The sequence below is a fragment of the Mycoplasma procyoni genome, assembly GCF_017052595.1.
GTDB classification, from domain to species: Bacteria; Bacillota_I; Bacilli_A; order Mycoplasmatales; family Metamycoplasmataceae; genus Mesomycoplasma_A; species Mesomycoplasma_A procyoni.
The window spans coordinates 12261-35986 of sequence record NZ_JAFIDB010000008.1; the positions used below are offsets into that span (position 1 = coordinate 12261).

Annotated in this window: 22 protein-coding genes and 1 tRNA gene; 19 read left to right on the top strand and 4 right to left on the bottom strand. The window is 30.0% G+C overall.

Features of this window, described 5'->3' with window-relative positions; genetic code table 4:
* The first annotated feature begins 12 nt into the window (after positions 1-12).
* From JV122_RS03410 to JV122_RS03475, 14 genes are all read left to right on the top strand, one after another.
* Positions 13-906, top strand: a complete 894-nt coding sequence (locus JV122_RS03410; protein WP_205843119.1) for an RluA family pseudouridine synthase — start codon at positions 13-15, stop codon at positions 904-906.
* Between the two features lie 67 nt (positions 907-973).
* Positions 974-1771: a Rho termination factor N-terminal domain-containing protein gene (locus JV122_RS03415; protein WP_205843120.1), complete on the top strand. Its 798-nt coding sequence runs from the start codon at positions 974-976 to the stop codon at positions 1769-1771.
* Between the two features lie 186 nt (positions 1772-1957).
* The gene (gene rpsP, locus JV122_RS04780) at positions 1958-2215 is read left to right on the top strand and encodes a 30S ribosomal protein S16 (protein ID WP_205843121.1); all 258 of its coding nucleotides are present in this window, start codon (positions 1958-1960) and stop codon (positions 2213-2215) included.
* Positions 2216-2219: 4 nt separating this feature from the next.
* Positions 2220-2894, top strand: coding sequence for a tRNA (guanosine(37)-N1)-methyltransferase TrmD (trmD, locus tag JV122_RS03425; RefSeq protein ID WP_205843122.1), 675 nt, complete (start codon positions 2220-2222; stop codon positions 2892-2894).
* Positions 2884-3240 carry a 50S ribosomal protein L19 gene (gene rplS, locus JV122_RS03430; protein WP_205843123.1) on the top strand — a complete coding sequence of 119 codons (357 nt, stop codon included), beginning with the start codon at positions 2884-2886 and terminating at the stop codon, positions 3238-3240. Before trmD ends, rplS begins: the two co-directional genes overlap by 11 nt.
* Positions 3241-3304: 64 nt before the next feature.
* Positions 3305-4081, top strand: a complete 777-nt coding sequence (locus JV122_RS03435; protein WP_205843124.1) for a hypothetical protein — start codon at positions 3305-3307, stop codon at positions 4079-4081.
* The gene (locus JV122_RS03440; RefSeq protein WP_205843125.1) at positions 4054-5133 is read left to right on the top strand and encodes a M42 family metallopeptidase; all 1080 of its coding nucleotides are present in this window, start codon (positions 4054-4056) and stop codon (positions 5131-5133) included. Before JV122_RS03435 ends, JV122_RS03440 begins: the two co-directional genes overlap by 28 nt.
* Before the next feature lie 8 nt (positions 5134-5141).
* On the top strand, positions 5142-6227 hold the full coding sequence (locus tag JV122_RS03445; RefSeq protein ID WP_205843126.1) for a M42 family metallopeptidase: 1086 nt from the start codon (positions 5142-5144) through the stop codon (positions 6225-6227).
* A 7-nt stretch (positions 6228-6234) separates the two neighbouring features.
* On the top strand, positions 6235-6789 hold the full coding sequence (locus JV122_RS03450; RefSeq protein ID WP_205843127.1) for a hypothetical protein: 555 nt from the start codon (positions 6235-6237) through the stop codon (positions 6787-6789).
* A 62-nt stretch (positions 6790-6851) separates the two neighbouring features.
* Positions 6852-6937, top strand: a tRNA-Leu gene (locus JV122_RS03455).
* Positions 6938-7055: 118 nt separating this feature from the next.
* Complete coding sequence (locus tag JV122_RS03460; protein ID WP_205843128.1) at positions 7056-8870, top strand: hypothetical protein; 1815 nt, start codon at positions 7056-7058, stop codon at positions 8868-8870.
* Positions 8871-8895: 25 nt separating this feature from the next.
* A complete protein-coding gene (gene pfkA / locus JV122_RS03465) occupies positions 8896-9870 on the top strand; it encodes a 6-phosphofructokinase (protein ID WP_240463521.1) in 975 nt (324 codons plus the stop codon).
* Between the two features lie 332 nt (positions 9871-10202).
* Positions 10203-10940 (top strand): MAGa3780 family membrane protein, encoded by a 738-nt coding sequence (locus JV122_RS03470; RefSeq protein WP_205843129.1) that lies wholly within the window; start codon positions 10203-10205, stop codon positions 10938-10940.
* 58 nt (positions 10941-10998) lie between these two features.
* Positions 10999-11865, top strand: coding sequence for a DegV family protein (locus JV122_RS03475; RefSeq protein WP_205843130.1), 867 nt, complete (start codon positions 10999-11001; stop codon positions 11863-11865).
* Between the two features lie 22 nt (positions 11866-11887).
* On the opposite strand, the gene JV122_RS03480 is transcribed toward JV122_RS03475, so the two are convergent.
* The 4 genes from JV122_RS03480 to JV122_RS03495 all read right to left on the bottom strand — a co-directional run bounded on the left by JV122_RS03480 (position 11888) and on the right by JV122_RS03495 (position 15545).
* The gene (locus tag JV122_RS03480; RefSeq protein WP_205843131.1) at positions 11888-13204 is read right to left on the bottom strand and encodes an MAG0480 family ComEC-like protein; all 1317 of its coding nucleotides are present in this window, start codon (positions 13202-13204) and stop codon (positions 11888-11890) included.
* 1 nt (position 13205) lies between these two features.
* Entirely contained in the window at positions 13206-13712 is a 507-nt protein-coding gene (locus tag JV122_RS03485; RefSeq protein ID WP_205843132.1) for an MAG0490 family ComEA-like DNA-binding protein, read from the bottom strand.
* 111 nt (positions 13713-13823) lie between these two features.
* Entirely contained in the window at positions 13824-14876 is a 1053-nt protein-coding gene (locus JV122_RS03490; protein ID WP_205843133.1) for a DUF3137 domain-containing protein, read from the bottom strand.
* A 9-nt stretch (positions 14877-14885) separates the two neighbouring features.
* Positions 14886-15545: a LemA family protein gene (locus JV122_RS03495; protein WP_205843134.1), complete on the bottom strand. Its 660-nt coding sequence runs from the start codon at positions 15543-15545 to the stop codon at positions 14886-14888.
* 172 nt (positions 15546-15717) lie between these two features.
* Between JV122_RS03495 and trpS the strand changes: the two genes are divergently transcribed.
* From trpS to JV122_RS03520, 5 genes are all read left to right on the top strand, one after another.
* Positions 15718-16704 (top strand): tryptophan--tRNA ligase, encoded by a 987-nt coding sequence (trpS, locus tag JV122_RS03500; protein WP_205843135.1) that lies wholly within the window; start codon positions 15718-15720, stop codon positions 16702-16704.
* A complete protein-coding gene (gene thrS, locus JV122_RS03505; RefSeq protein WP_240463524.1) occupies positions 16704-18461 on the top strand; it encodes a threonine--tRNA ligase in 1758 nt (585 codons plus the stop codon). Before trpS ends, thrS begins: the two co-directional genes overlap by 1 nt.
* Positions 18445-18837: an MAG3450 family membrane protein gene (locus tag JV122_RS03510; protein WP_205843136.1), complete on the top strand. Its 393-nt coding sequence runs from the start codon at positions 18445-18447 to the stop codon at positions 18835-18837. Before thrS ends, JV122_RS03510 begins: the two co-directional genes overlap by 17 nt.
* Before the next feature lie 70 nt (positions 18838-18907).
* Positions 18908-23227 carry a PolC-type DNA polymerase III gene (locus JV122_RS03515; RefSeq protein ID WP_205843137.1) on the top strand — a complete coding sequence of 1440 codons (4320 nt, stop codon included), beginning with the start codon at positions 18908-18910 and terminating at the stop codon, positions 23225-23227.
* A gap of 75 nt (positions 23228-23302) precedes the next feature.
* Positions 23303-23719 (top strand): LSm family protein, encoded by a 417-nt coding sequence (locus JV122_RS03520; RefSeq protein ID WP_205843138.1) that lies wholly within the window; start codon positions 23303-23305, stop codon positions 23717-23719.
* Positions 23720-23726 lie beyond the last annotated feature (7 nt).

The following is a 23726-nucleotide window of genomic DNA, read 5'->3' on the forward strand; positions in this document are numbered from 1 at the left end:
TAATTAATTAATATGAAAAAAATAGTACTAGAAGTAGAATACAAAGAACGTATAGATAAATACATCAGCGATAATACAGAAATTTCCAGAAACGATGCCAAAGACATTATTTTAAACAAAGGGGTTGTTGTTAATGAAACAATAGTTGTTAACAAGCCAAACTTTGTAGTTTCTGAAGGTCAAACAATTTTAATCAGAGATATTCCTGTAAAAGAAATGAACATCGAACCAGAAAATATTCCTTTAGACATTGTGTATGAAGACGATGATTTAGTAGTTGTAAACAAACAAAGCGGAATAGTTGTTCACCCAGCTCCAGGAAACCTTTCAGGAACTCTTGTAAATGGTCTTTTATACCACTTTAAAAACAACCTTTCAGATCTAAATGGAGACATGAGACCAGGAATTCTACACAGAATCGACAAAGACACATCAGGACTTTTAATAGTTGCTAAAAACAACAAAGCACACCAATTTTTAGCTCAAGAACTAAAAGATCACAAAATCAAAAGAAAATATAAAGCAATTGTTGAAGGAATTGTTACAAACGAAATTACTCACATAAACCTACCAATCGGTAGAGATCCAATGCACCGCCAAAAAATGTGTGTTATCAAACAAAACTCAAAAGAAGCTATCACACACGTTTATCTTGAAAAACTTTTCAATTACGAAAACAAAAACTACTCACTTGTAAGATGTGAATTAGAAACAGGAAGAACTCACCAAATCAGAGTCCACATGGCTTACATTAAAAATCCAGTTTTTGGAGATCCTTTATATGGTAAAAAAGTTGATGAGTTCAATCAAAGACTGCATGCTTATGAAATTGAGTTTATGCACCCAAATGGAACTATGATGAAATTCAATGCTCCACTTCCAAAAGAGTTTGAAATTAGCAATTAAACTATTTGAGTGCCAATTTTTAAAAAAGTAGTATAATTATTTTATAAATATTTAAAAGGAGAATAAGATGTTACCATTTTTTTCAATGAAACCTCAAAATGATTTAAAGCAACTTTGAGAAAAAGAAAAAAAAGAATATAGACCTTGAATTTTTGGTTTTCTTGCACTTGCTGTTATTTTTGTGATTTCAAGCTTATCAATATTAATTTTAAGCATTATTAAACTAACAAGTGCGACAGAAACAAACACAGGAGTTTTTGTTGTAGCTTCAATGCTGTTCTTTATTTTCGGAACTTTAGGAACTGTAAATTACATTATCGGACTTAAAAAGAGTTATAAAGAAAAAAACTTCGCAAGAATTAGTCCTAATTCCACAAGTAGTCTATTTTTTGGTTCTTTTTTATATAATCTTTACTTTTTTGGAGGAATCAGCTGACAACTACAAGCAAATATTTCACAACCTTTATATATTGTTTATTTAGTTTCTCTACCAGTTGCAATTGGAATTATTTTGACAAACTCAAAAATAAGAAAAATCTGTAGAGAGTTTGCTTTAGTTGAAGCTTATGAAAAAGCTCAAGAACAGCTAAAAAATCTAAATTTAGATGAACTTTTAAAAGATAATGCTTTTGGTCCTCTGGGTGAAATGTTTAATCAACAACACACAAAAAATACACAAGAAGATCAAAAAGCTGAACCTTCAAACATTCATCAAGAAACAGATGAAGAGATCAAAATTAGAATGAAACTAGAGGATTTAGATCTAGATCAATTACACAAATTAGCTCAAAAACTTGAAATTTCAGGATATCAAGAAATGAGCAGAGAAGAATTAATCAAAATTCTAATCAAACTTAATAAATAATAAAACAACTTAAAAATCCTTTATAAAGGGATAATAAGTTGTTTTTGTTTTTTTACAAAACAACAGTAAGATCCAAAAATTAAGTAACTAAAAAATACTGTAATGCATTTTTGCTTGACATTTAAATTTTGTGGTATAATATTTTCATCATTTAAAAACACTAATCAAAATTAAGAAAGGAATAATATGGTAAAAATTAGATTAAAACGTTTAGGAAGTAAATTTAATGCTTTCTACAAAGTTGTTGCTGCTGACGCAAGAGCACCAAGAGATGGTAGATTTATTGAAGTTTTAGGACACTACAATCCAAATTCAAAAGAATTAAAATTAAACAAAGAATTAGTTTTAAAATGACTAAATAATGGTGCAGTTCCAACAGAAACAGTTAGAACTCTACTAAAAAAAGAATCATTATTAAAAACATTTGCAGAGTCAAAAAAATAGATAAATGAAAATTAATTTTTTAACTTTGTTTCCAAACTATTACGAAAGTTTTAAAAACGAATCAATAGTAGCAAAAGCAATTGAAAAAGGTTTAATTGAAATTAACGTTGTTGACATCAGAGACTTTAGTCAAAACAAACATAAAAAAGTTGATGATCAAGTTTATGGTGGCGGACAAGGGATGTTACTTCAAATTGAACCAATTGATTTAGCTCTACAAACTGTTGCAGGAAGAAAAATTATAGTAAGCCCTCAAGGAAAAGTATTCAATCAACAAAGAGCCAGAGAATTATCCAAAGAAAAGGAAATTACCTTTATCGCAGGAAGATACGAAGGTTTTGATGAAAGAATAATTGATTATTTAGTCGATGAGGAACTTTCTATAGGAGACTTCGTTTTAACAGGTGGAGAGCTTCCATCAATGGTGATTGCAGATGCTGTTATAAGACTTGTGGATGGTGTTATAAAGGAAGAATCGCATCTAAACGAATCGTTTGAAAATGGTTTATTAGATTTTCCTCAATACACAAGACCAAGAGATTACAAAGGAATGAAAGTTCCGGAAGTGCTTTTTAGCGGACACCACAAAAATATTGAAGCTTGAAAAAAAGAGAAACAAATTGAAAAAACCAAAAAAAATAGACCAGACATTTTAGAAAGGATTAAAGATGCAAAATAAATTAATGACTATTGTTGAAAATTCACAAATCAGAACAGACTTGCCAGAATTTAGACAAGGTGATAACGTTAAAGTGCACGTTAGAATTAAAGAAGGTAACAAAGAAAGAATCCAAATCTTTGAAGGATTAGTTATCGCAAGAAAAAGTTCAGGTACAAGAGAAACATTTACAGTTAGAAAGATTTCTTATGGTGTAGGTGTTGAAAGAACTTTCCCTGTTAACTCTCCAACAATTTCATCAATCGAAGTTGTTCGTTCAAACAAAGTAAGAAGAGCTAAACTTTACTTTATGAGAGATAGAAAAGGAAAAGCTGCAAGACTTAAAGAAATCAGAACAAAAAAATAACAAAACTGGCATAGATGTTTTTATCTATGCCTTTAATTTTTAAAATAAAATAAGGAGCTAAAATATGTCTATCAAATGAGTAAATAAAAAAGAACCGGAAAAAACAACTAAAAAACAAACTTCTGCTAAAGCTAAAAAAGAAAGTGTTTCAACACTTACATCAAAAACTTATGATTATTACAAAGAAAAACAAGCAGAAATGGATGAGCTTTTCAAAAATGAAGAATGGGAAATATTAGAAAATATCTTAATTGAAGAATCACAAGAACCGTGAATTCCTGAAGAATTTAAAAAGTTTATTGAAAAAATGCTTGAGAAATTAGAGAAAAAAATGGGAATTAAAGAACCTAAATTTGATTTTAACCCAGCAATGGATATCAAAGAAGCTCTACAATTGATTAGGCAACTAAAACCACCAGTAGAAGATGCTCAAAACATTCTTATAATGGGTATTTTAGGAACTGAAAATCCAGAAGATATTCAAAAGGTTTTAAGTAACAAAAGACTAAAAGCTAGATATCGTAAATTTATTGTTTTTTACATGATCATGAACTTTAGTTTTGATTATGATTTTGAGTGCGAAGGAAAGAAATTCAATCCACGCAGAATGGAATATACTGCATTTCCCTTTCCTGAAATAATGCAAGCAACAGAATTATTTGAGAAAAAATTCAAAAAAAACATGTTTGAATTCGATTTAGCGATTTATTTTTTAAATGAATTTATTATTGAACATATTTTTGAATTAGACAAATATAGCATTTTAGAATACGCAAAAGATTTAACAAAAAAAGGAGCTCAAGGATGACCGAAATGAACGAAAAAATTTTTAAAAGATTAAAACAATACATGGAAATAGAAGGTATTTCTAGATACGAAGGACCTGTAGCACAGGCATTAAAAGAAAACACAAAAGATGCTGATGTAGAATACAGCTTTGATGGAATGGGTTCTTTAATTATGAAGAAAAAGAATTCAGATCCAAAAGGTCCAAAAATCATGATTACAGCACACATGGATGAAGTGGGATTTGCTGTATTAGACATTTTAGACAACGGACAAGTTAGAGTTGTTTCTGTTGGTGGTGTTTGAGGAAACACAGTAGTAGGAACAAAAGCAAAGATTGTAACAAGCTCAAATAAAGAAATTTATGGTATTTTTGGACACACTTCAATTCACATTTTAGAAGCTGAAAAAGTTCAAAAAGCAGTTGCTATAAAGGATTTATTTGTTGATTTTGGATTCAAAAACAAACAAGAAGCAATTGATCAAGGAGTTGAACCTGGAGATAGAATCTACATCCATGGTGAAACAATGAGACTTTTCAACCCTGATTTAGTTGCTGGAAAAGCTATGGACAACAGAGCGGGAGTTACAGTTTTAGACTTTGTCATCAACCAACTAAAAGACAAAAAATTACCTAACCAAACTTACTTTGTAGGAACTGTACAGGAAGAAGTAGGAACAAGGGGTGCTAAAACCTCTGTAAGTGCAATTAATCCTAACATCGCCATTGCTCTTGACACAACTGCATCACACGACACTTATGGAGCTATTTCTGGAAGGCAAAAATTAGGAGATGGAATTGCAATTAGAATTTTAGATCGTGGAACAATGATGGACCCAAAACTAATTGCATTCCTTTATAATTTAGGAAAACAAAGAAATATCTCTGTTTATAAATTCGTTGCTCAAGGTGGAGGAACAGATGCTGCTCAATTACAATATGGAAAAGGCGGTGTTGCTACTGTAACTCTCTCAATTCCTCAAAGATACCTTCACTCACCAATTGGAGTCTGTGATCTAAACGATCTAAAAGCAGGAATTGATTTAATCTGTGCCTTTTTAGAAGCAATGAACGAAGAAGAATACAACAAAATTAAATATCAATAGGAGAAAAAATGAATACAAATAAAGAAGAAATATTCTTAAGATTAAAAGAATACATGGAAATTGAAGGTGTTTCAAGATATGAAGATAAAGTGGTTGAAGCACTTAAAAAGAACACAAAAGACGCTAATGTAGAATATGCAAGAGATGGAATGGGTTCTTTAATTATTACAAAGAAAAATCACACAACAGGGCCAAAAATTATGCTTGCAGCACACATGGACGAAGTTGGATTTGCCGTTTTAGACATCTTAGACAACGGACAAGTTAGAGTAGTTGGTGTTGGAGGCGTTTGACCAAACGTTTTTGTTGGTACAAAAGCAAAGATTGTAACAAGCTCCAATAAAGAAATTTTCGGTATTTTTGGTCATACTTCAATTCATATTATTGAAGATGAAAAATACAAAAAATCAGTACCTATGAAAGACTTATTTGTTGATTTTGGTTTCAAAAACAAACAAGAAGCAATCGATCAAGGAATTGAACCAGGAGATATTATCTACACACATGGTGAAACAATGAGATTGTTTGATAAAGATCTAGTTGCTGGAAAAGCTATGGACAACAGAGCAGGAGTTACAATTCTTGATTTTGTTGTTAACAACCTAAAAAACGAAACATTACCTAACCAAACTTACTTTGTAGGAACTGTGCAAGAAGAAGTAGGAACAAGAGGTGCTAAAACTTCTGTTTCATTGATTGAACCTGATTTAGCATTTGCGATTGACACAGGAGCATCACACGATACTCATGGAGCTATTCCTGGAGTTCCTAAATTAGGTGGTGGAGTTGCAATTAATATCAAAGACAGCGGAACAATGATGGACCCAAAATTAGTTGAATATTTAGTTGCTTTAGCTAAAAAACACAACATTCCTCTTTATAAATATGTTGCTCAAGGTGGTGGAACAGATGCTGCTGAGTTGCAATATGGTAAAGGTGGAGTTCCAACAGTAGGAATCTCAATTCCTCAAAGATATCTTCACTCACCTTTAGGAGTAGCATCATTAGCTGACATTCAAGCAATTATTGACTTAATGACAGAATTCCTAAAAACATTTGACCAAAAAGCATTTGATTCAATTAGATATAAATAGGAATAAAATGGAAAACAGAACAAAACAACAAAGAGAGCTAAAAAACTATTCCATAGTAATTCTGTCTCTTTTAGCTTCAAAATTTGTTATTGGTCTAGCAGTCTTTATTACTTTTGTTGTTGCAATTTTTCAAATAATTGGTGATCAAATTACTGAAACAAATCAACAAATTAGCTTGGAAAAAATAAATATAGCAGGCTTAATTAAGTCTTCAATTGCAATTCTTTTCTTTTTAGTCATTTTTGTCTCTCTTTCAATAGCGAACATCGTTTTAATTGTTATAAACCTGTTTAAAATGTCTAATTTCAAAAAAGACTCAAAAGAGGCAAGAGGAATCTTTTTTGTCTGAATTGCAGCAGTTGTTTTCAGTGCACTTGAAGGCTTAATGGTCTTTGCAAATATCTTTGCTTTTGGTTATATTTTAGCTGGATTCATCATTACAATTGTAGTTTCAATTAAAACAATTAGTTGAGTTAATAAAGAGATTAAAAATCCGATTCAACAAATTAATATCACTTCAAATTTTAATAAAAACCCTTTTGATGAAAGTGGTTGACTTTAATTTTTAGAGCCTTATTTATCTTTGTTTTTAAACAATTTATGTGGTAAAATAATTATAAATAAGGCTCATTGGTGAAATGGTAGACACAGGAGATTCAAAACCTCCCGCAAGTGATTGCGTATCGGTTCAAGTCCGATATGAGCCACCAATGCTCAAAAAAGCACCATTAAATAGACTGTTTTAGTCTATTTTTTTCATTTATAAGATTAAATGTAGTATAATTTCAAAAATAAATCTATTTAAAATATTTATAAATAAAGGAAACTATGAAAAAAAATAAACTTTTAAAACCAATTCTTTTAAGCACAATACCTTTTGTTGCGACTCCTATTTTCTTTTCTTGTCAACAAAAAGCACAAGACACAAGAGATGTTAAATATACAGTCGATGCAAAATCAACTTCTGTGACTTTAAACTTTTCAGGAAACGTATTTACCAAATTTGATTTCAAAGACAAAGAAGTTAAATTTGAATACAAAAAAGAAGCTGATACAGACTTTAAAGAACAACCTTTTTCAACTTTAGCAGGAAACTTAGAAAGTGGATCTGTAAAACTTTCAAACCTAGAAGTTAACACAAAATATGTTTTCAAACTTTCAGCAAGAGACAAAGCTAAAGATGGTCAAACAGCTTCTGAATTTAAACAACTTTCAATCGTTAGTTCTAAAGATAACTTAGGAGACTTCTCAACAACTGTTTCTCCTGATATTTCTGAAGCAAAAGTTTCTTTAGTTGATGCAAGAAAAGCTACAGCTTTCCAAGCAGAAATTACTTTTGCACAACCAGAAAAATTCAAGGACAAGTTCTTTAAATTTGAAATTGCTGAACAACTAAAACCTGCAGATTCACAAGTTTTAGCAAGACAAAAGAAACTTCCAGCAGTTTCTGTGCAATATACAGACACAACAAAACCTTTAGTAGTAATGTTTAATGAAAATATTAAAGGACAAACAGCTTACAATGTTCTTTCAATCATGTTTGGAGATACAAAAGAAACAGCTACACAAACAATTACTTTTGAGGATTCAGATTTACTAAACACAATTCAAACAGAACCAAGAATTTCAGCACTAAGAAGAGTTGCTTCAGTAGAAAAAGATGGAGTTAAATACTTAACATTATCTGCAGATGTAACTTCAATCGATAAAGATGGAGTTTATGAATTGGCAATTCAAGAACTAAACAGATACAAAAACAAACCAATTTTACAAGCAAGATTCGATGCAAGAAAAGCTTTAGATGACTTAAGTGAACAAACAGCTGAAAGAGAAATATTAAGAGAAGAAATCAGAAAAAATAACGACTGACTAAAAGTTAATGAAATCGTTGAAAGAGTTAACAAACTAGTAAGAAATGAAGTTTACAACAAAAACAAAACTGTGATTGACGGATTATTAGAAAACATTACAGACGCAGCACTTAAAGCAGAATACACAAAACAACTAAATGACACTGTATCAGTATCAGTATTAGTTGAGCTTTGAGAACTACTAGAAACAAGAAAATCAGTAAGTGAATTAATTAATGCTATATCAGAAGATCAAAAAGCTAAAAAAGATGAATTTACAGCATCACTAAATGCAGTAAAAACAAAAGAAGAACTAATGGCTTTAGAAACTAAAGTTAAAGAGTTTAATGCTTCAAACGCAACAAAACCATCAACAGAAACAGAAACTACAACAGATACATCTTCACAAGGAAATGGTGGAGAACAAGTTCAACCAGCAGCAGCTTCTACAGACCCTGCTCAAGGTTCAGATGCTTCAGCTCAAACAAACCCTGTAGCTCCTGCAGATCAACCAAAAGCTAAAACAACATTCGTTGATGTTAAACCTGCAACTGGACCAGAAGACTACGTTAAACCTATTGTTGCTAAAGTAACTGCTACAGAAGAAAACATGACTTCATTAACATTCACATTCGAAGGTGAAGGAACAAAAGTTAAAGGAAGACAATACATTTTAGCTATTGATAAACCTTTTGTAAAAGTTGAAACAAAAGATGGTGCAGATAGCAAAGTAGAATTAACAGTTAAACCAAGCTTAAAAGATCAAACAATTGAAGATGTTAACGAAAAATAACATCAAATAACATAAGAGGACAAAAATGGAAATTAAAAAAATAGCTGTTCTTACATCTGGTGGTGATGCCCCAGGAATGAACAATGCAGTTAGATCAATTGTAAAACATGCATTAGCTAATAACATTGAACCTTATTTAGTTTATGAAGGTTATAAAGGTTTATTTAATAAAGAAATAGTTTCTGCAAGAAATATTAATGTAGACCAATACGTTTCACAAGGTGGAACATTTATATATTCAGCAAGATTCCCAGAATTCAAAAATGAAGATATTAGAAAACAAGCTAAGAAAAATTTAGAAGATCTTGGAATTGATGCGTTAGTTGTTATTGGTGGTGATGGTTCTTACATGGGAGCACAATTACTGCATGAACTTGGTTTAAAAACAATTGGATTACCAGGTACAATTGATAATGATATTACATCAAGTGATTTTACAATCGGATATGACACAGCACTAAACACAATTGTTGAAGCTGTTGATAAATTAAGAGATACATCAAACTCACACAACAGATTTTTAATGTTAGAGGTTATGGGACATGGAGCTGGTGATTTAGCACTATATTCAGGATTAGCAACTGGAGCTGAAATCATCATTACAAATGAACACACAATGACTAAAGAAGAAATAGCACAAATTGTTGAAAAACAAATCAAAGACATGAAAAAGAGAAGTGTTATCGCAATCGTTAGTGAATTTATTTATCCTAACCTTAAAGAAATCGCTGCCTACGTGCAAGAAAAAACAGGAATACCATCAAGAGCAATGGCTCTTGAACACGTTCAAAGAGGTGGAAACCCATCAGCTCAAGAAAGAATTCTTGCAACACTAATGGGAATTAAAGCGGTTGAGTTATTAAAACAAGGTCAATCAGGAGTTGCTATTGGAGTTTCTCGTGGAGACATTGTTGCAACACCTATTTTAGAAGCTCTACAAGCTCCAAGAAAAAGTAATAAAGAAAAAGCAATTAAATTTAATAAATTAAATCAAGCATAAGGAGGAAATCATGAGAAGAATCAGAAGAAAAGAAATGGCTGAAAGAAAAGCTAAAAGAACTGAAAAAATCAGAAAAGAAGCTAAAAAAGCAGCAGCTAAAGCAGCAACACAAAAATAATAATGATTTTAAAATTCCTTTATCAAAAGGAATTTTTTATTTTGTTTTTTTCACATAATAGACTAAAAGTTCATTAATCAAAAATCTAAAATAAAGGCCAAACAGGGATTTTAGAAAAAATAAGATTATGCAATAGAATAAAATAAACTTTTTTCAATAATTGCTATACTAAGTTTTTTAATTGTTTTTTTAAAAAACAATTTATTATTTGTCTATGAAACAAATAAAACAAATGTACAGTAATTTAAACAATAAAGTAGCCTTTTTCACTGGTCTTTACATTTCTGTTCAAACAATTGTTTTTACAATCATTTTAACAGTTGTAAAATTTTCCAAAAGTGATGCACAAGGATTTGCTGCTAATTTATTAAATTTAGAACCTATATTCTACTTTACACACCACAGCAATATGTTTTTTGGAGTAGCATTATTGCTTTTTGGTTGAAAAGATAATGAATTTTACAAAAGACTTCTATTCAGTTCAGTGGCTCTAATGTTCTTTACAATTTTAATTTATTGAGCTTTCATTTTTGACTGAACACAGAAAAACGAAAGAGAAGGAGAGTATTTAAGTAAAGTTTGAGCTTGAAGTCACAACGTAATTACACACATCATCGTGCCTATTTTATCATTTGTCTTTTTAGCTCTTTACAGAAAACAAATTACAATAACCTACAAAACATTTATGTGAATTAACATTTACATTCTATCTTATGTTGGATTTATGTTAGTTGTATTCTTAATTAACTTTATCGCTACAAAAGGTCAAGTTGTTGGTTATGACTTTACAGATCCTTTCAAACCTTTTGGTTATAAAGGAGGAAATATATTCTTAATCATTCTTTTAGATATTTTATTAGTGTTGCTTTTTGTAAGCTCGCCTTCAATTTTGATAATAGCAACAAAATTCTCATTCAATATCAAATACCAAAAACTAAAAACTAGATATTAGTCTAGTTTTTTCTCTTTATTTTCTTATGTATAAATAAAATTAGTTTATAATTTAGATTATGAAAAAACTTGGGATTTTATTAGATTCATTTGGAGGAGTTTCAGAAAAGGTTATTAATGAAGCCGGATTTGAAATGATACCTTTACAATTTACAATCGATGATGTAAATTATATAGACGATGGAAATACATTAACAAATAGAGAAGTATCAGAAAAAGTTAAAAATTGTACTTCAGCAGCAACTTCACTTCCTGCACTCGCAAGAATTGAAGATACATTAGCTAAAATGAATGAAGAATACGAAAATGTAATCGCTTTTGTAACTTCATCTGCAATTTCATCAACTTACCAAACAACTGTTGTTTCTTCAAGACAATATGGAGACAAATTCAAAATTATTGACAACCACTTCTTTGGAAATCAAGCTTTTGAGTTAGCTAAAATGCTTGTTGAATTATCAGACAAAGGAATTGAAATTGATAGATTGGTTGAAATTGCAACAGATGTTGCCAACAGATCACAAAACTTTTTAATTGTAAAAGATTTAAGTTCTTTAATTAGAGGTGGAAGACTTAAAGGAATTAAAAAAGTTATTTTAAATTCACTAAAACTTATTCCTTTATTAAAAGTTGATGAAACAGGAATCAATTTCAGCGGACTTAAACGTACACTAAAAGGAAGTTATTCAAAAGTTATTGAGAAACTAATTGAGTTTATTGGCGGAGAAACTAAATTAGAAGATTATGAATTTAGATTCATGTATGCTGGTGATGAAGAAATGTTTGAAAAAGCAAAAGAAACTTTAGAAGGTTACGATGCAAAAATCGACAAAGAAGATATTGCTTCTGCAACAGTTCTTGTTCACACAGGCTTTGGTTGTTCTTCAATTGGTGTTTGACCAAAACTATCTAAACTAAAAATCTAAAAGACCTGATGGTCTTTTTTGTTTATCTTTTTTGAGCATAAACAATCGTGAAAAATGCAAAAGCATAAATCCCTAAAAAAGACACAATAATTGGTATTTTAAGATTCGCAATTAGCTGATAATTTTTTAAGAATTCCAACAATTCTATCACTAAAAATGATAGAAAATCAAGAAAGTCTTTGTTTCAAATAAACACAATTGAAACAACATAAAATACAGAAATGATGGGACTAAAAATAATTGAGTTTATGATTGCTAATAAATTATAAGTGGTATTAATACTTACATTTATAACAAGAAGTGAGCTTAAATTAGCAACAATTGATATAAGCACCAAATTAAGCACTTTAGACTTGATTTTGAGCTGAAGTACTAAAATAATATTCAAAGTTATTAAAAAGCTTAAAATAAAGGAATATGAGTAGATTATAAAGGGATTATAGATAATAAATGCCAATGCTATAAAAATCAATATCTGAAGTTTTGAAAACCTTTGTTTAAGCACAAACTTATTCAATTGAATTGCGATAATGAAAATAAAGGCACGTAGTGCTGAAATTGGAAAAGATAAAATAAATAAATAGCTTAGTGAAAAAATTACAAAGAAACTAAATTTTAGCTGCTCTTTTCTTTTGATGAAGAAAAAGAGTTTGTAAATAAAAATCTTAATTATTCCCATATGAAAACCCGAAACAACAAACAAATGATAAATAGAAAAATCTTTTAATATCTTTTGAATATCTTTAGAATCTTGACTTTGAGCAACTAAAAGAAGTGAAACAATTTTTTTAAAATTTTGTGGAGAATCATTGAAATAATTGAAAACTTCTCTTTTAAATGAAAAATCAAGATGATAAGTCTTTTGAATTTTGAGTTCTGAAGCATAATAAAAGATGTTTAGTGATTTGTAGTAATTAAGATTCTTTCTCAGATTTTCGTTTGTTTCAATCTTTTCAATTTTAAATTCAAAATCATAAACAGAAAAAGGATCAATCTTTTTGTCAAGAATTAAAACGTTGAGTGATTTGTGACTAAAATACAGGGAATTTCCGTTTTTTTGAATATTTAGAGAAGTGGCGATTTCTTTTTTATTGATTAATTGTGAGCTTGATTTTTGGATAACAATCCAAATAAAAATTACAAAAAGGATCGCAATTAAAATAATAAATTTCTTGTTTGGTTTTAGAAATATAGAACTCAAAAAGAAAAGAGAAAAAGCAATAATAAAAGAAATTTTTTGTGTGTCCATTGCTAAAATAAAGAAGATTATTGTACTCAATCAAAAGATTAGTTGCAGATCAAAGTTATAGAATTTTAGAATGTTTCTAATTTTGTGCATCTTAAATCCTATAATTCTCTTTTAGTGTATTTATTGTGACATCTCCAACGCCTTTGACATCAGATAATCCTTCTCAAGAGATTTCTTTATTTTTAGCGATATAATCAATAACTTTTTGAGCAATACCCTTTCTGATTTCAAGAGCAACTAAATCTTCTAATTTAGCACTCTTTAAAAGGGGTTTAATTGAGCTATTTTTGATGACAGGTATTTTTATTTCTTCATCTTTGTCAAGCACTCTTTCAAGGTCTAAATTCGAAATGTCAGCATTTGTTTTTAGTTTGTGTTTAAAAAGTATTTGTCTGAGCGTAACTCCTTTTTTGTGAAACAGTTCTGCAGGAAATTCTATTGCTCCTGAAACCTTGATTTTTATGAGAGTCATCTTTTGTGTAGCTGTGTAATTTGGGTGATTATTTTGCCTAAAAATCAAGAAACCAAAAAAGGACATTAAGACCATTAATGCTGCTGATATTATGATAATTTTCTTCTTTTTATTTCTTATTTTCACACCTAGAATAGAAATTTTTCCCCAAAAACGGCTAGAAAAGGAAAAATTTGGGAAATCTACTGTATTTTTTCCTAAAAAAGTCCATCAAAAAAATAGGCCAGAAGCCTATTTTTAATCCAAGTAAGATGGTATAAACATTATTGAAACTAAGTAGTATAAAGTGTAAATATCCATTATGAAATCTGTGTATAGTTCATGTAATAATTTAGAAGCATCAAGTTTGTTTGATTTTCTGTTTAGAACCATAAATTGAGGGTCAATTGTGTACATGAAATAAATGTCTTTTCCGTTTGAAACTATTTGTAAATCAGTTGCTTGAACACCTTGTTTATCAAGCATTCTTTTTACAGATAACTCCATTGAAAGAGGTGTATACATTTGTCTAATTTTTAGTTCATCATCAGAAATAACTTTAAACATTTTGTTGAATGTATCGTTTTCTAATTTGATGTTACCTTTTGAACCGAACAATCCTTTTCCTCTAAATAAAGAGAAAGCGAAAGCTCTTTGTCCAAGTGCTTCTGTAGAAAGTTTTAATAAACCTCTATAAAAACGTCTTTCATGTGTTTCTTTAGTTTTTGGATTTCTAATAATTTGTAAGAATGTAGAATTAACAAATGAAACTGGGAACTTATTTCTAATCATTACAAATTTTGGTTTAGAATATGTTTCTAAGAAAGCATCTGCAGGGATGTTGTTTACATAATTTTTGATTTCACCAATTGTGATGTTTGCTTTATAAGCATTAGATTGTCCAGAAACATTATTTCCTAAATATCTAATTGAGGATTCTAATGTTTCAAAAGCTTTTGCATAAAGATCTTCAATAGGGATTTTCTTTAGAACGTCATCAAAAATTTCATTTCTTCTTTTTGTATAAATTCTAAAAATAATAAATCATGCAATAAGGATAAGAATTGCTAATACAAACAGTCATCCACCAATAGCAAAATGTTGAGTAATAATAACAATAAAAGAAACTAAAACCATCACCATAGAAGCTACAAAAGTAGCAATTGCAGCGATTTTTAATTTCTTTAATCAATCGATTAAATCTTTGTTCTCAAATCCTTTGGCGATAGCTTCTTTAAATACTGGATAAAACTCTTTATCTGATATCTTTCTAAATTCACTAAATGTTTTATAATCATTTACTCTTTTCATGTTGAGTTATTAAAGACCTTTCATTGAAACGTCTGCTCTTTGAACAGCTGAAGCTTTGAATAATGGCAATGAAGATAATTTCATTCCTGAAGCAACAACGTTAGCTGGTCAAACAAATAATTGTTCGTTAAATTCTGTAACTTTTGAGTTGTATAGTCTTCTTGCAGCAGATAGTTCTTCTTCAAGATAGATTGATTCTTTCATTAATGTGTCATATAGAGATGAAGCTTTTAAGTCTGGGTAAGCTTCGAAAGCAACATTAATTTGTCTTGAAACTCTTGTTGAAATTTCATCTAGTTCAACTCTTTCTTCGGCAGAACCATTTGAAGAGTGAGCTAGTGATCTCATTCTTGTAACATCTACTAAAAGACTTTTTTCAAATTCTTTGTATGATTTAACTTGATCCACTAATTTTACTAAAGTATCAGCTCTTTTAGCAAGTTGTGTATCGATTGTTGAAGCAGCTTGGTTAACTCCATTTTGCATTCTGTTTAGTTTGTTTCTTTTTACTATGTAGTAAATTCATCCAAAAAACAGAAGAAGAGTTCCGAAAATTCAGAAAACTACTTTTGCAGCGGTTGAAGCAGTAGCTTTTTTAACTGAGTTATCTACTCTAGCTTCAAAACCTTGTTGATCATCGTTGTTTCTTTGATCGAATAAATTTGACATCTTTTCTCCTTTTTTAAAATTTTAGTCTATTAATATTATAACCCAAACAGAAAATATATAACACGCAAGATTCAAAATCAATTTTAAAAAATTAGCTTTATACAGAAAAAGTTTGTAATTTTTATGTTGTTTTGTCCTTTTGAGGCTGCTTAGTGCTATAATTTAAAATATTATGAAAGAAAGATTAGTTACAGGAATACAAGCCACAGGAAAATTAACTATAGGAAACTATATAGGAGCTATAAAACCTTCTTTGGAAATGCAAGATAATTACGATTTATTTATCTTCATTGCTGATTTACACAGCTTAACTTTACCGATCTCAAAAGAAGATCTAAAGAAAAATAGAGAAGATATTTTTGCTCTTTATTTAGCTTGCGGTTTTGATGCAAACAAAAGTACAATATTTTATCAATCAGACGTTGATGAACACAGTGTCATGAACTGATATGCTTTAGTTAACACGACCATGGGTGAGCTTTCAAGAATGACACAATTCAAAGATAAATCATCAAAAATTAAAGCAGATAACGGAACGACATTGATTCCAACAGGTTTATTAATTTATCCAACACTGATGGCAGCAGACATCCTTTTATACAACCCTAAAATTGTTCCAGTAGGACAAGACCAAACGCAACATTTAGAACTTACAAGAAATATCGCTGAAAGATTCAACAAAAAATACAAAACCAAATTTAACTATGTTGAAACCTACAATCCAAAAGTCGGAGCAAAAATTATGGGTCTTCAAGATCCTACAAAGAAAATGTCAAAATCAAGCAGCAATGCAAATGATTCCATTTTCCTTTTAGATGATCCTGAAGTAGCTTACAAAAAAATTATGAAAGCTGTAACAGACTCTGAAAATAAAGTTTATCTTTCAGATCAAAAATCTGGAGTAAAAAATCTTTTAACCATTTATAGCGTTTTAGAAAACATTTCTTTAGAAGACGCAGAACAAAAATTTATTGATAAAAACTACAAAGAATTCAAAGAAGCAGTTGCTTCTTCTGTAAAAACTTTTTTAATTGATTTACAACAAAAATACAACCAAGAAAAAACAAAAATACACGAATTAGCTTTATTAGGAAAACAAAAAGCTAAAGCAGTTGCACAACAAACAATAGCACAAATGAAAAAAGGAATCGGATTATAATGAAATTTAACAAAGAATTAAACCATACAACAAGTCACTTATTAGCTGCTGCAGTTATTAAGCTTTATCCAAATGTAAAATTAGGATTTGGACCAGCAACTCAAGAAGGTTTCTACTATGACTTTAAGTTTGAAAACCCATTGAGTGACGAAGAGTTATCAAAAATCGAAAAAGAGATGCAAAGAATTGCATCAGGTGGATACAAAATGGTTCAAACAGACGGAAAAAACTATGACTTTTCTAACAAACCATACAAAAAAGAACTTTATGATGAAATTATCAAAAGAGGAGAAAAAGCAACTTTCTTTTCTTTAGTTAGCCCTTCAAACGGACAAATTCTTTTTGAAGATTTATGTTCAGGAGGACACGAAGGTTCAACTTCAAAAATTAAAAACTTCAAATTACTTTCTATTGCTGGAGCTTACTGAAGAGGAAACAGCGACAACGAACAACTAACAAGAATTTATGGAACTTCTTGAGAAACAAAAGAGGAATTAAATGAATTTCTTGAGTTATTAAAAGAAAGAAAAGAAAGAGATCACAGAAAAATCGGTAAAGAACTAAACATTTTTACATTCTCACACTTATCAGGGCAAGGACTTCCTATTTGATTAGAAGATGGAATGAAAATTAGAAATGCCATTAGAGACAAAGTTCTTTATTTTGACAAAAAATACGGATTTAGAGAAGTTCTAACTCCACATTTTGGAGCTGAAGAGTTATACAAAATTTCAGGTCATTTAGCACACTATAAAGATGATATGTTTAAACCAATCGAAGTTGAAAATGAAAGATTAATCGCAAGACCTATGACTTGTCCACACCACATCATTCTTTTTGACAAAGAAAAAAGAAGTTACAAAGAACTTCCTTTAAGATACTCAGAACAATCAAGACTTTACAGATATGAAAAATCTGGAGCGCTAACAGGACTTGAAAGAGTTAGAGGAATGGACTTAACAGAAGGACATATTTTTGCAAGAAAAAGCCAAATCATTTCTGAATTTAAGCACCTTTACACAATGATTACAGAAGTTTTATCTCAATTTGATATTAAACTAGATTATGTTTCATTTTCTAAAAGAGATCCTGAAAATAAAGAAAAATTCTTCCAAGATGACAAAATGTGAGACCAAGCTGAAAAAGATCTTGAAACAGTGCTTAAAGAACTTGGGATTGAGTATGAAGAAAAAATTGGTGAAGCAGCTTTCTATGGACCTAAAATTGACTTCCAAGTTAAAACTGTTTTAAACCACGAAATCACAATGTCAACATTGCAACTCGATTTCCTTCTACCTCAAAAATTCGACATTTCATTCATTAATGAACACAACGAAAAAGAAGTTCCTGTATTAATCCACAGAGGACTAATCGGAACATACGAAAGATTTATTTCTATTCTTTTAGAACAAACAAAAGGGAATTTACCTTTCTGAGCTAGTCCAAAGCAATTTGCAATCATTCCAATTGAAAATGCAAAACACCTTGAATATGCACAAGAAATCAAAGACAGACTTGATTTTCACAATTTCAATGTAGAAATCGATGATAGAGACGAAAGAATGAACAAAAAAGTTAGAGAAGCTCAAATGCAAAAAACAAAATACTTAATTATTCTTGGTGATGAAGAGGTGAAAAACAACTCAGTTTCACTTAGAGAATATGGAAAACAAGAAACTGAAACTCTTCCTTTTGATGAATTCTTAATTAAAATGATGCATAAACTACACTACAAAAAACATGCAAAAAAACACTAAAATCCCGCAGTGGATTTTTAGTTTTTTGTTTATATTAGTTCCAGCTGCTGCAATTTACTTCTTTTTTTCACCTGATGTTTGAAAAAAAGAAGTTATTCCTTTTTGAGCACTTAACTTAATTTCTATTTCTTATGTAATAATTGCCTTTTTTATTTGCTTAATCTTTTATTTCTTGAAAATAGTAAAAATTAACTTTTTCAACACAAATATCCCTTTATCAATCTGTTTTTTAGTAATCATAATTACTTATGGATTAGCGGGTTATTGAGTTATTTTAAGAGTGTTTTTAGTCTTTGTTTCAATTTTTACAACAATACCTGTAATTGTGATTACAGGACTAATAACAAAAAGACAGATCAAAAAGGCAAAAATATAACTTGTTATGACACCGCAAAAAGTGGTGTTTTTTTCTTGTTTTTTAGGCCAAAATTGGTATAAATTTAAGTATGAAAATAGATGCAGCATTTAAAAAATTCGCCAAAGAAATTAAGTTAGAATTATCTGAAGAATATCACTCAATGATTGTAGTTGCAGCTCGCTATGAAAAAAGCCTAGGAGTCTTTGTGGTTGAGCTTGAATCAATGAATGTCCTTGATCCTATTTACTTCCAGAGACTTTATAAAAGAGTTGTAGATTGTGCAACTCCTTTTGACATTGTCTTAAGTTACTATGATGATTCCAAAAAAGAATTTTTAATTAATAAATACTTCGATTATGCTTATTTAATTGCAAGTGGACTTGATCCACAATTTTTAGAAAACAAAAGATGAGAACTTAAAGGAAATGAATTTTTCATTTACTTTAGAACACAACTTGAAATTGATGAAACTCAAAAATACTTTCCAAAAGCAGAATTTTATTTAGATCGTTGAGGTTTTAAAGGTATTAAAGTCATTCCTTTAGTTGATCAAAAACTAAATAGACAAATAGAACAACAAAGAATGATCCAAAAACAACAAGAAGAACTTGAAGCTCAAAGAGCTGCTGAAAAAGCTGCTCAAAAACAAAAAGAAGCTCAAAGTTTTGAAAACAAAAGCAGCTTTAATTCCTTTTTAAAACAAAAAAGTTACTACGAAATGTCAATTAAAGAGGCTCTTGAAACACAGGAATTTAATGTTTTAGTTACAGGAGAAATCTTTAAAAGAGATGAAAATTTAACAAAAACAGGAATGCTTATAACTGTTTTAACTATAACAGATTATGAAGAAGCAATTAAGGTTAAAATCTTTTCAAAAACAGATGAAGAAAAAGAAGAACAAAAGAAATACATTGAAGGAATTACCATTTCTGTACAGGGAAATTGTGCAAAAGATGACTACTTAAGACAAAAAACAATTTCAGCAAAAAATATTACTATAGTTAGTGTAATAAAAGAAAAAAGAAAAGATACAGAAGAACAAAAAAGAGTTGAGTTATATGCTTTAACAACAATGAGTGCAATGGATGGTTTAGCTTCCGCAACTGATTATGTTAAGTTTGCTAAATCAATTGGACACAGTGCAATAGGAATAGCTGATGTTGAGTCTGCACAGGCCTTTCCTGACTTTTATCACAGTGCTAAAAAGGAAGGAATTAAAGCGATTTACGGAACAACATTCAATGCAATTATGTCAACAAACGATTCTGTAATTAATCCTATAAATCAGAATTTAAAAGGTGCTAGATATGTTGTATTCGATCTCGAAACTACAGGATTTTCCCCTAGATTCGAAGATATTATTGAGTTTGGTTGTGTAATTGTTGAAGAAGGAAAAATAACAGATAGACACCAATTTTTCATTAAAGCAACTAAACCAATTCCTGCTTATATTACAGAACTTACAAACATTAGAGAAAGTGATTTAGTTAATGCTTTAAGTCCTGAAGAAGGAATTAAGAAAATCAGAGAAATTCTAGATGGCAGCATCGCTGTAGCCCACAACGCCAACTTCGATATTAACTTTGTAAACGAAAAAATCCTAAAATATGGACTAGAAAAACTCAATATTTCAACAATCGATACAATGATTGTTGCAAGAATTGTAAACCCAGATTCAAAGAAATTCAGACTTGAAAATCTTGCTGCAAGACTGGGAATTACTTATGATTCAACAGAAGCCCATAGAGCTGACTATGATGCTGATGTTTTAGCAAAAGTTTGAGTGCAATTTTTAGTCGATCTTGAAAAATACAATATTTTTAGCGTTGACGATCTGGTTAAATACGACAACCCACAATTGCACTCCAAAAAGTTTGCTGATGAAATTGTTGTTTATGTTAAAAATCAAGCTGGTCTTAAAGAATTATTTAAATTAATTTCAGTTGCATCTACAGAAAACTTTTTCAATGGACCAAAAATCTTCTTTGATCAACTCAAAAGAACACCAAATCTTTTAGTTGCTTCAGGAACTCTAAAATCTAGACTAATCAATAAAGTAATTTACTCCACAACTGAAGACATAGAAAAAGAAGTTGAAAAATACGATTTTATCTTTTTACCACCTTTAAGAGATTTTGCACACATTATCAACAGAAACGAAATTTCTAAAAATGACTTAATTTTTGCACTTAAAGATCTTGTGCGTGTAGCTAAATCTAAAGGAATTAAAGTTGTTGGAACTTCAGATCCAAGATATATAGAAGAAAAAGATAAAATTTTCCACAACATCTATATTAATGCAAAAGGAATTGGTGGAAAAAGACACTATCTCTTTAAACACAAAGAGAAAAACGCTATTTATCCTTTACAAAACTTTTTAACTACAGATGAAATGTATCAAGCTTTTGATTTTCTAGATGACTATAATTTAATAAAAGAAGTTGTTGTTACAAACTCTAATTTAGTTGCTGAAGAATTTGAGGACATTCAAGTTATAAAAGATAAACTTTATGCACCTATTTTTGATAACTCAAAAGAAAATCTTGAAAAGTTAGTTTATAAAACTGCAAAAGAAAAATACGGAGAAATCCTTCCAAAAGTTGTTGAAGAACGTCTAAAAAGAGAGCTAGATCCAATTTTAAATTACGGATTTGATGTTGTTTATTGAATTAGTCATAAATTAGTTGCTAAATCACTGAGTGATGGTTATTTAGTAGGTTCTAGGGGATCTGTCGGTTCTTCTTTAGTTGCTACAATGGCGGGAATCACAGAGGTTAATCCATTGATTCCACACTACATTTGTTCTCAATGTAAATTCAGTGAGTTCTTTGATGATGGTCAATATTTATCTGGATTTGATCTACCTGATAAAAAATGTCCAAAATGTAATACAGATCTGCAAAAAGAAGGACAAACAATACCTTTTGAAACTTTCTTAGGTTTCAAAGCTGACAAAGTTCCTGATATTGATCTTAACTTCTCAGGAGATTACCAACCAACAGTTCACGATGAAGTTAGAAATCTTTTTGGAGAATATCATACTTTTAGAGCTGGAACAATTGCCACAAATGCTGAAAAGACAGTGTTTGGTTATGTAAAAAATTACATCGAAGAAAATGATATTGAATACTCAACTTCCTTTATTGAGTTTCTGGCTTCAAAAGCGAGTGGAGTTAAGAGAACAACAGGACAACACCCAGGTGGGATCATCATTATTCCAAAAGAATTTGATGTTGAAGACTTTACTCCAATTAACTATCCAGCAAACAATGATTCATCAACTTGAAAAACAACTCACTTTGATTTCCACTCAATTCATGACAATGTTTTAAAATTAGATATTCTTGGACACGATGATCCTACAGCTATTAAGATGCTTGAAGAACTTACAAATATTAAAGCAACAACAATTCCTAAATCAGATCCAAAAATTCTTTCTCTGTTTTCATCCACAGAATCTTTAGGAATAAGTCCGGAAGATATTTCTGGCGAAACTACAGGAGCTATGGGGATTCCGGAATTTGGAACTAACTTTGTTAGAGGAATGTTGAAGTCTGCTAAAGTAAAAAGTTTTGCTGATCTTGTTGCAATTTCAGGTCTTTCTCATGGAACTGACGTGTGAAAAGGAAACGCTGACGAGTTAGTTGTTAATCAAAAACTTTCTTTCAGAGAAATCGTTTCTTGTCGTGATGACATCATGGTATTTTTAATTAATAAAGGTGTTGAACCAATTAAAGCATTTAAGATCATGGAAAACGTTAGAAAGGGAAAATCAGTCACTTCAGACGAAGAAATTGAGTTATTAAGATGCAATGTACCTCAATGATACATTGATTCAATGAAGAAAATTAAGTACCTTTTCCCTAAAGCTCACGCCACAGCTTATGTACTAATGGCTTGAAGAATCGCTTATTACAAACTTTATCACCCACTAGCCTACTATGCAACTTATTTCACAACTAGAGCCGATGTAAGTGACATTGAAACACTTACAGGAGGAAAAGAAAAAATTTCCAACAAAATTAGAGATCTAAAAAGAAGGGAACACACAAAAGATAAAGATCAAGCCCTTTCAGTTAAAGAAGAAGACTTGATTCCGATTCTTTCAATTGCTGAAGAAATGCACGCAAGAGGATATACAATTTCACCAATTTCACTTGATGTTTCTTTAGCAACTAAATGAATTATCGATGAAAAAAATAAAACTTTAATCCCTCCTTTTAAAACTGTTGATGGACTCGGGGAAGCTGTGGCAAACTCAATAGTTGAAGAAAGAAATAAAAAACCTTTTAGCTCAATTGAAGATCTTAAATCAAGAACCACACTCAACAAAACTCTAATTGAAAAGCTAAAACAAATGCAAGTTTTAAAAAATCTTAACGAAACTGAACAGAATTCTCTTTTTTAGTTTATAATATAAATAATAAGTAATAAACAAGGTTGCTTCTTTGCAACCTTTTCATATTTAATTTAAAGGAGTTTGATGGAAATATTACAAAAAATTAAAGAAAATTTTAGCGATGTTCTCGAAGTTTATTTTGAAAAAGAAGGCGTGCTAAAATTTTTAAGAGTTAAAACGGCTTTAAGAAGTTTAAGCGATATTGAAACTTTATCAAGAAAAATTTCTGACTTCATTGATAAACATGACACAGGAACTGAAGAGTTTTATTTAGATGTGTTTTCAAAAGGAGCTGAAGAAGAAGTTAAAATTGAAGATCTTGATAATTTTATTGAAAAAAACTTACAAGTTTGATTATCACCAGATCATTTTATTTTAGGAAATCTTTTGGAAAACAAAGAAGATTCGATTATTTTAAAAGTTAATAAAAAAGGCAGAATTGCAAAAGAAGAAATTACAAAAGAAAAAATTAATAAAATTAATACTTATATAAAATTTTAAGGAGCAA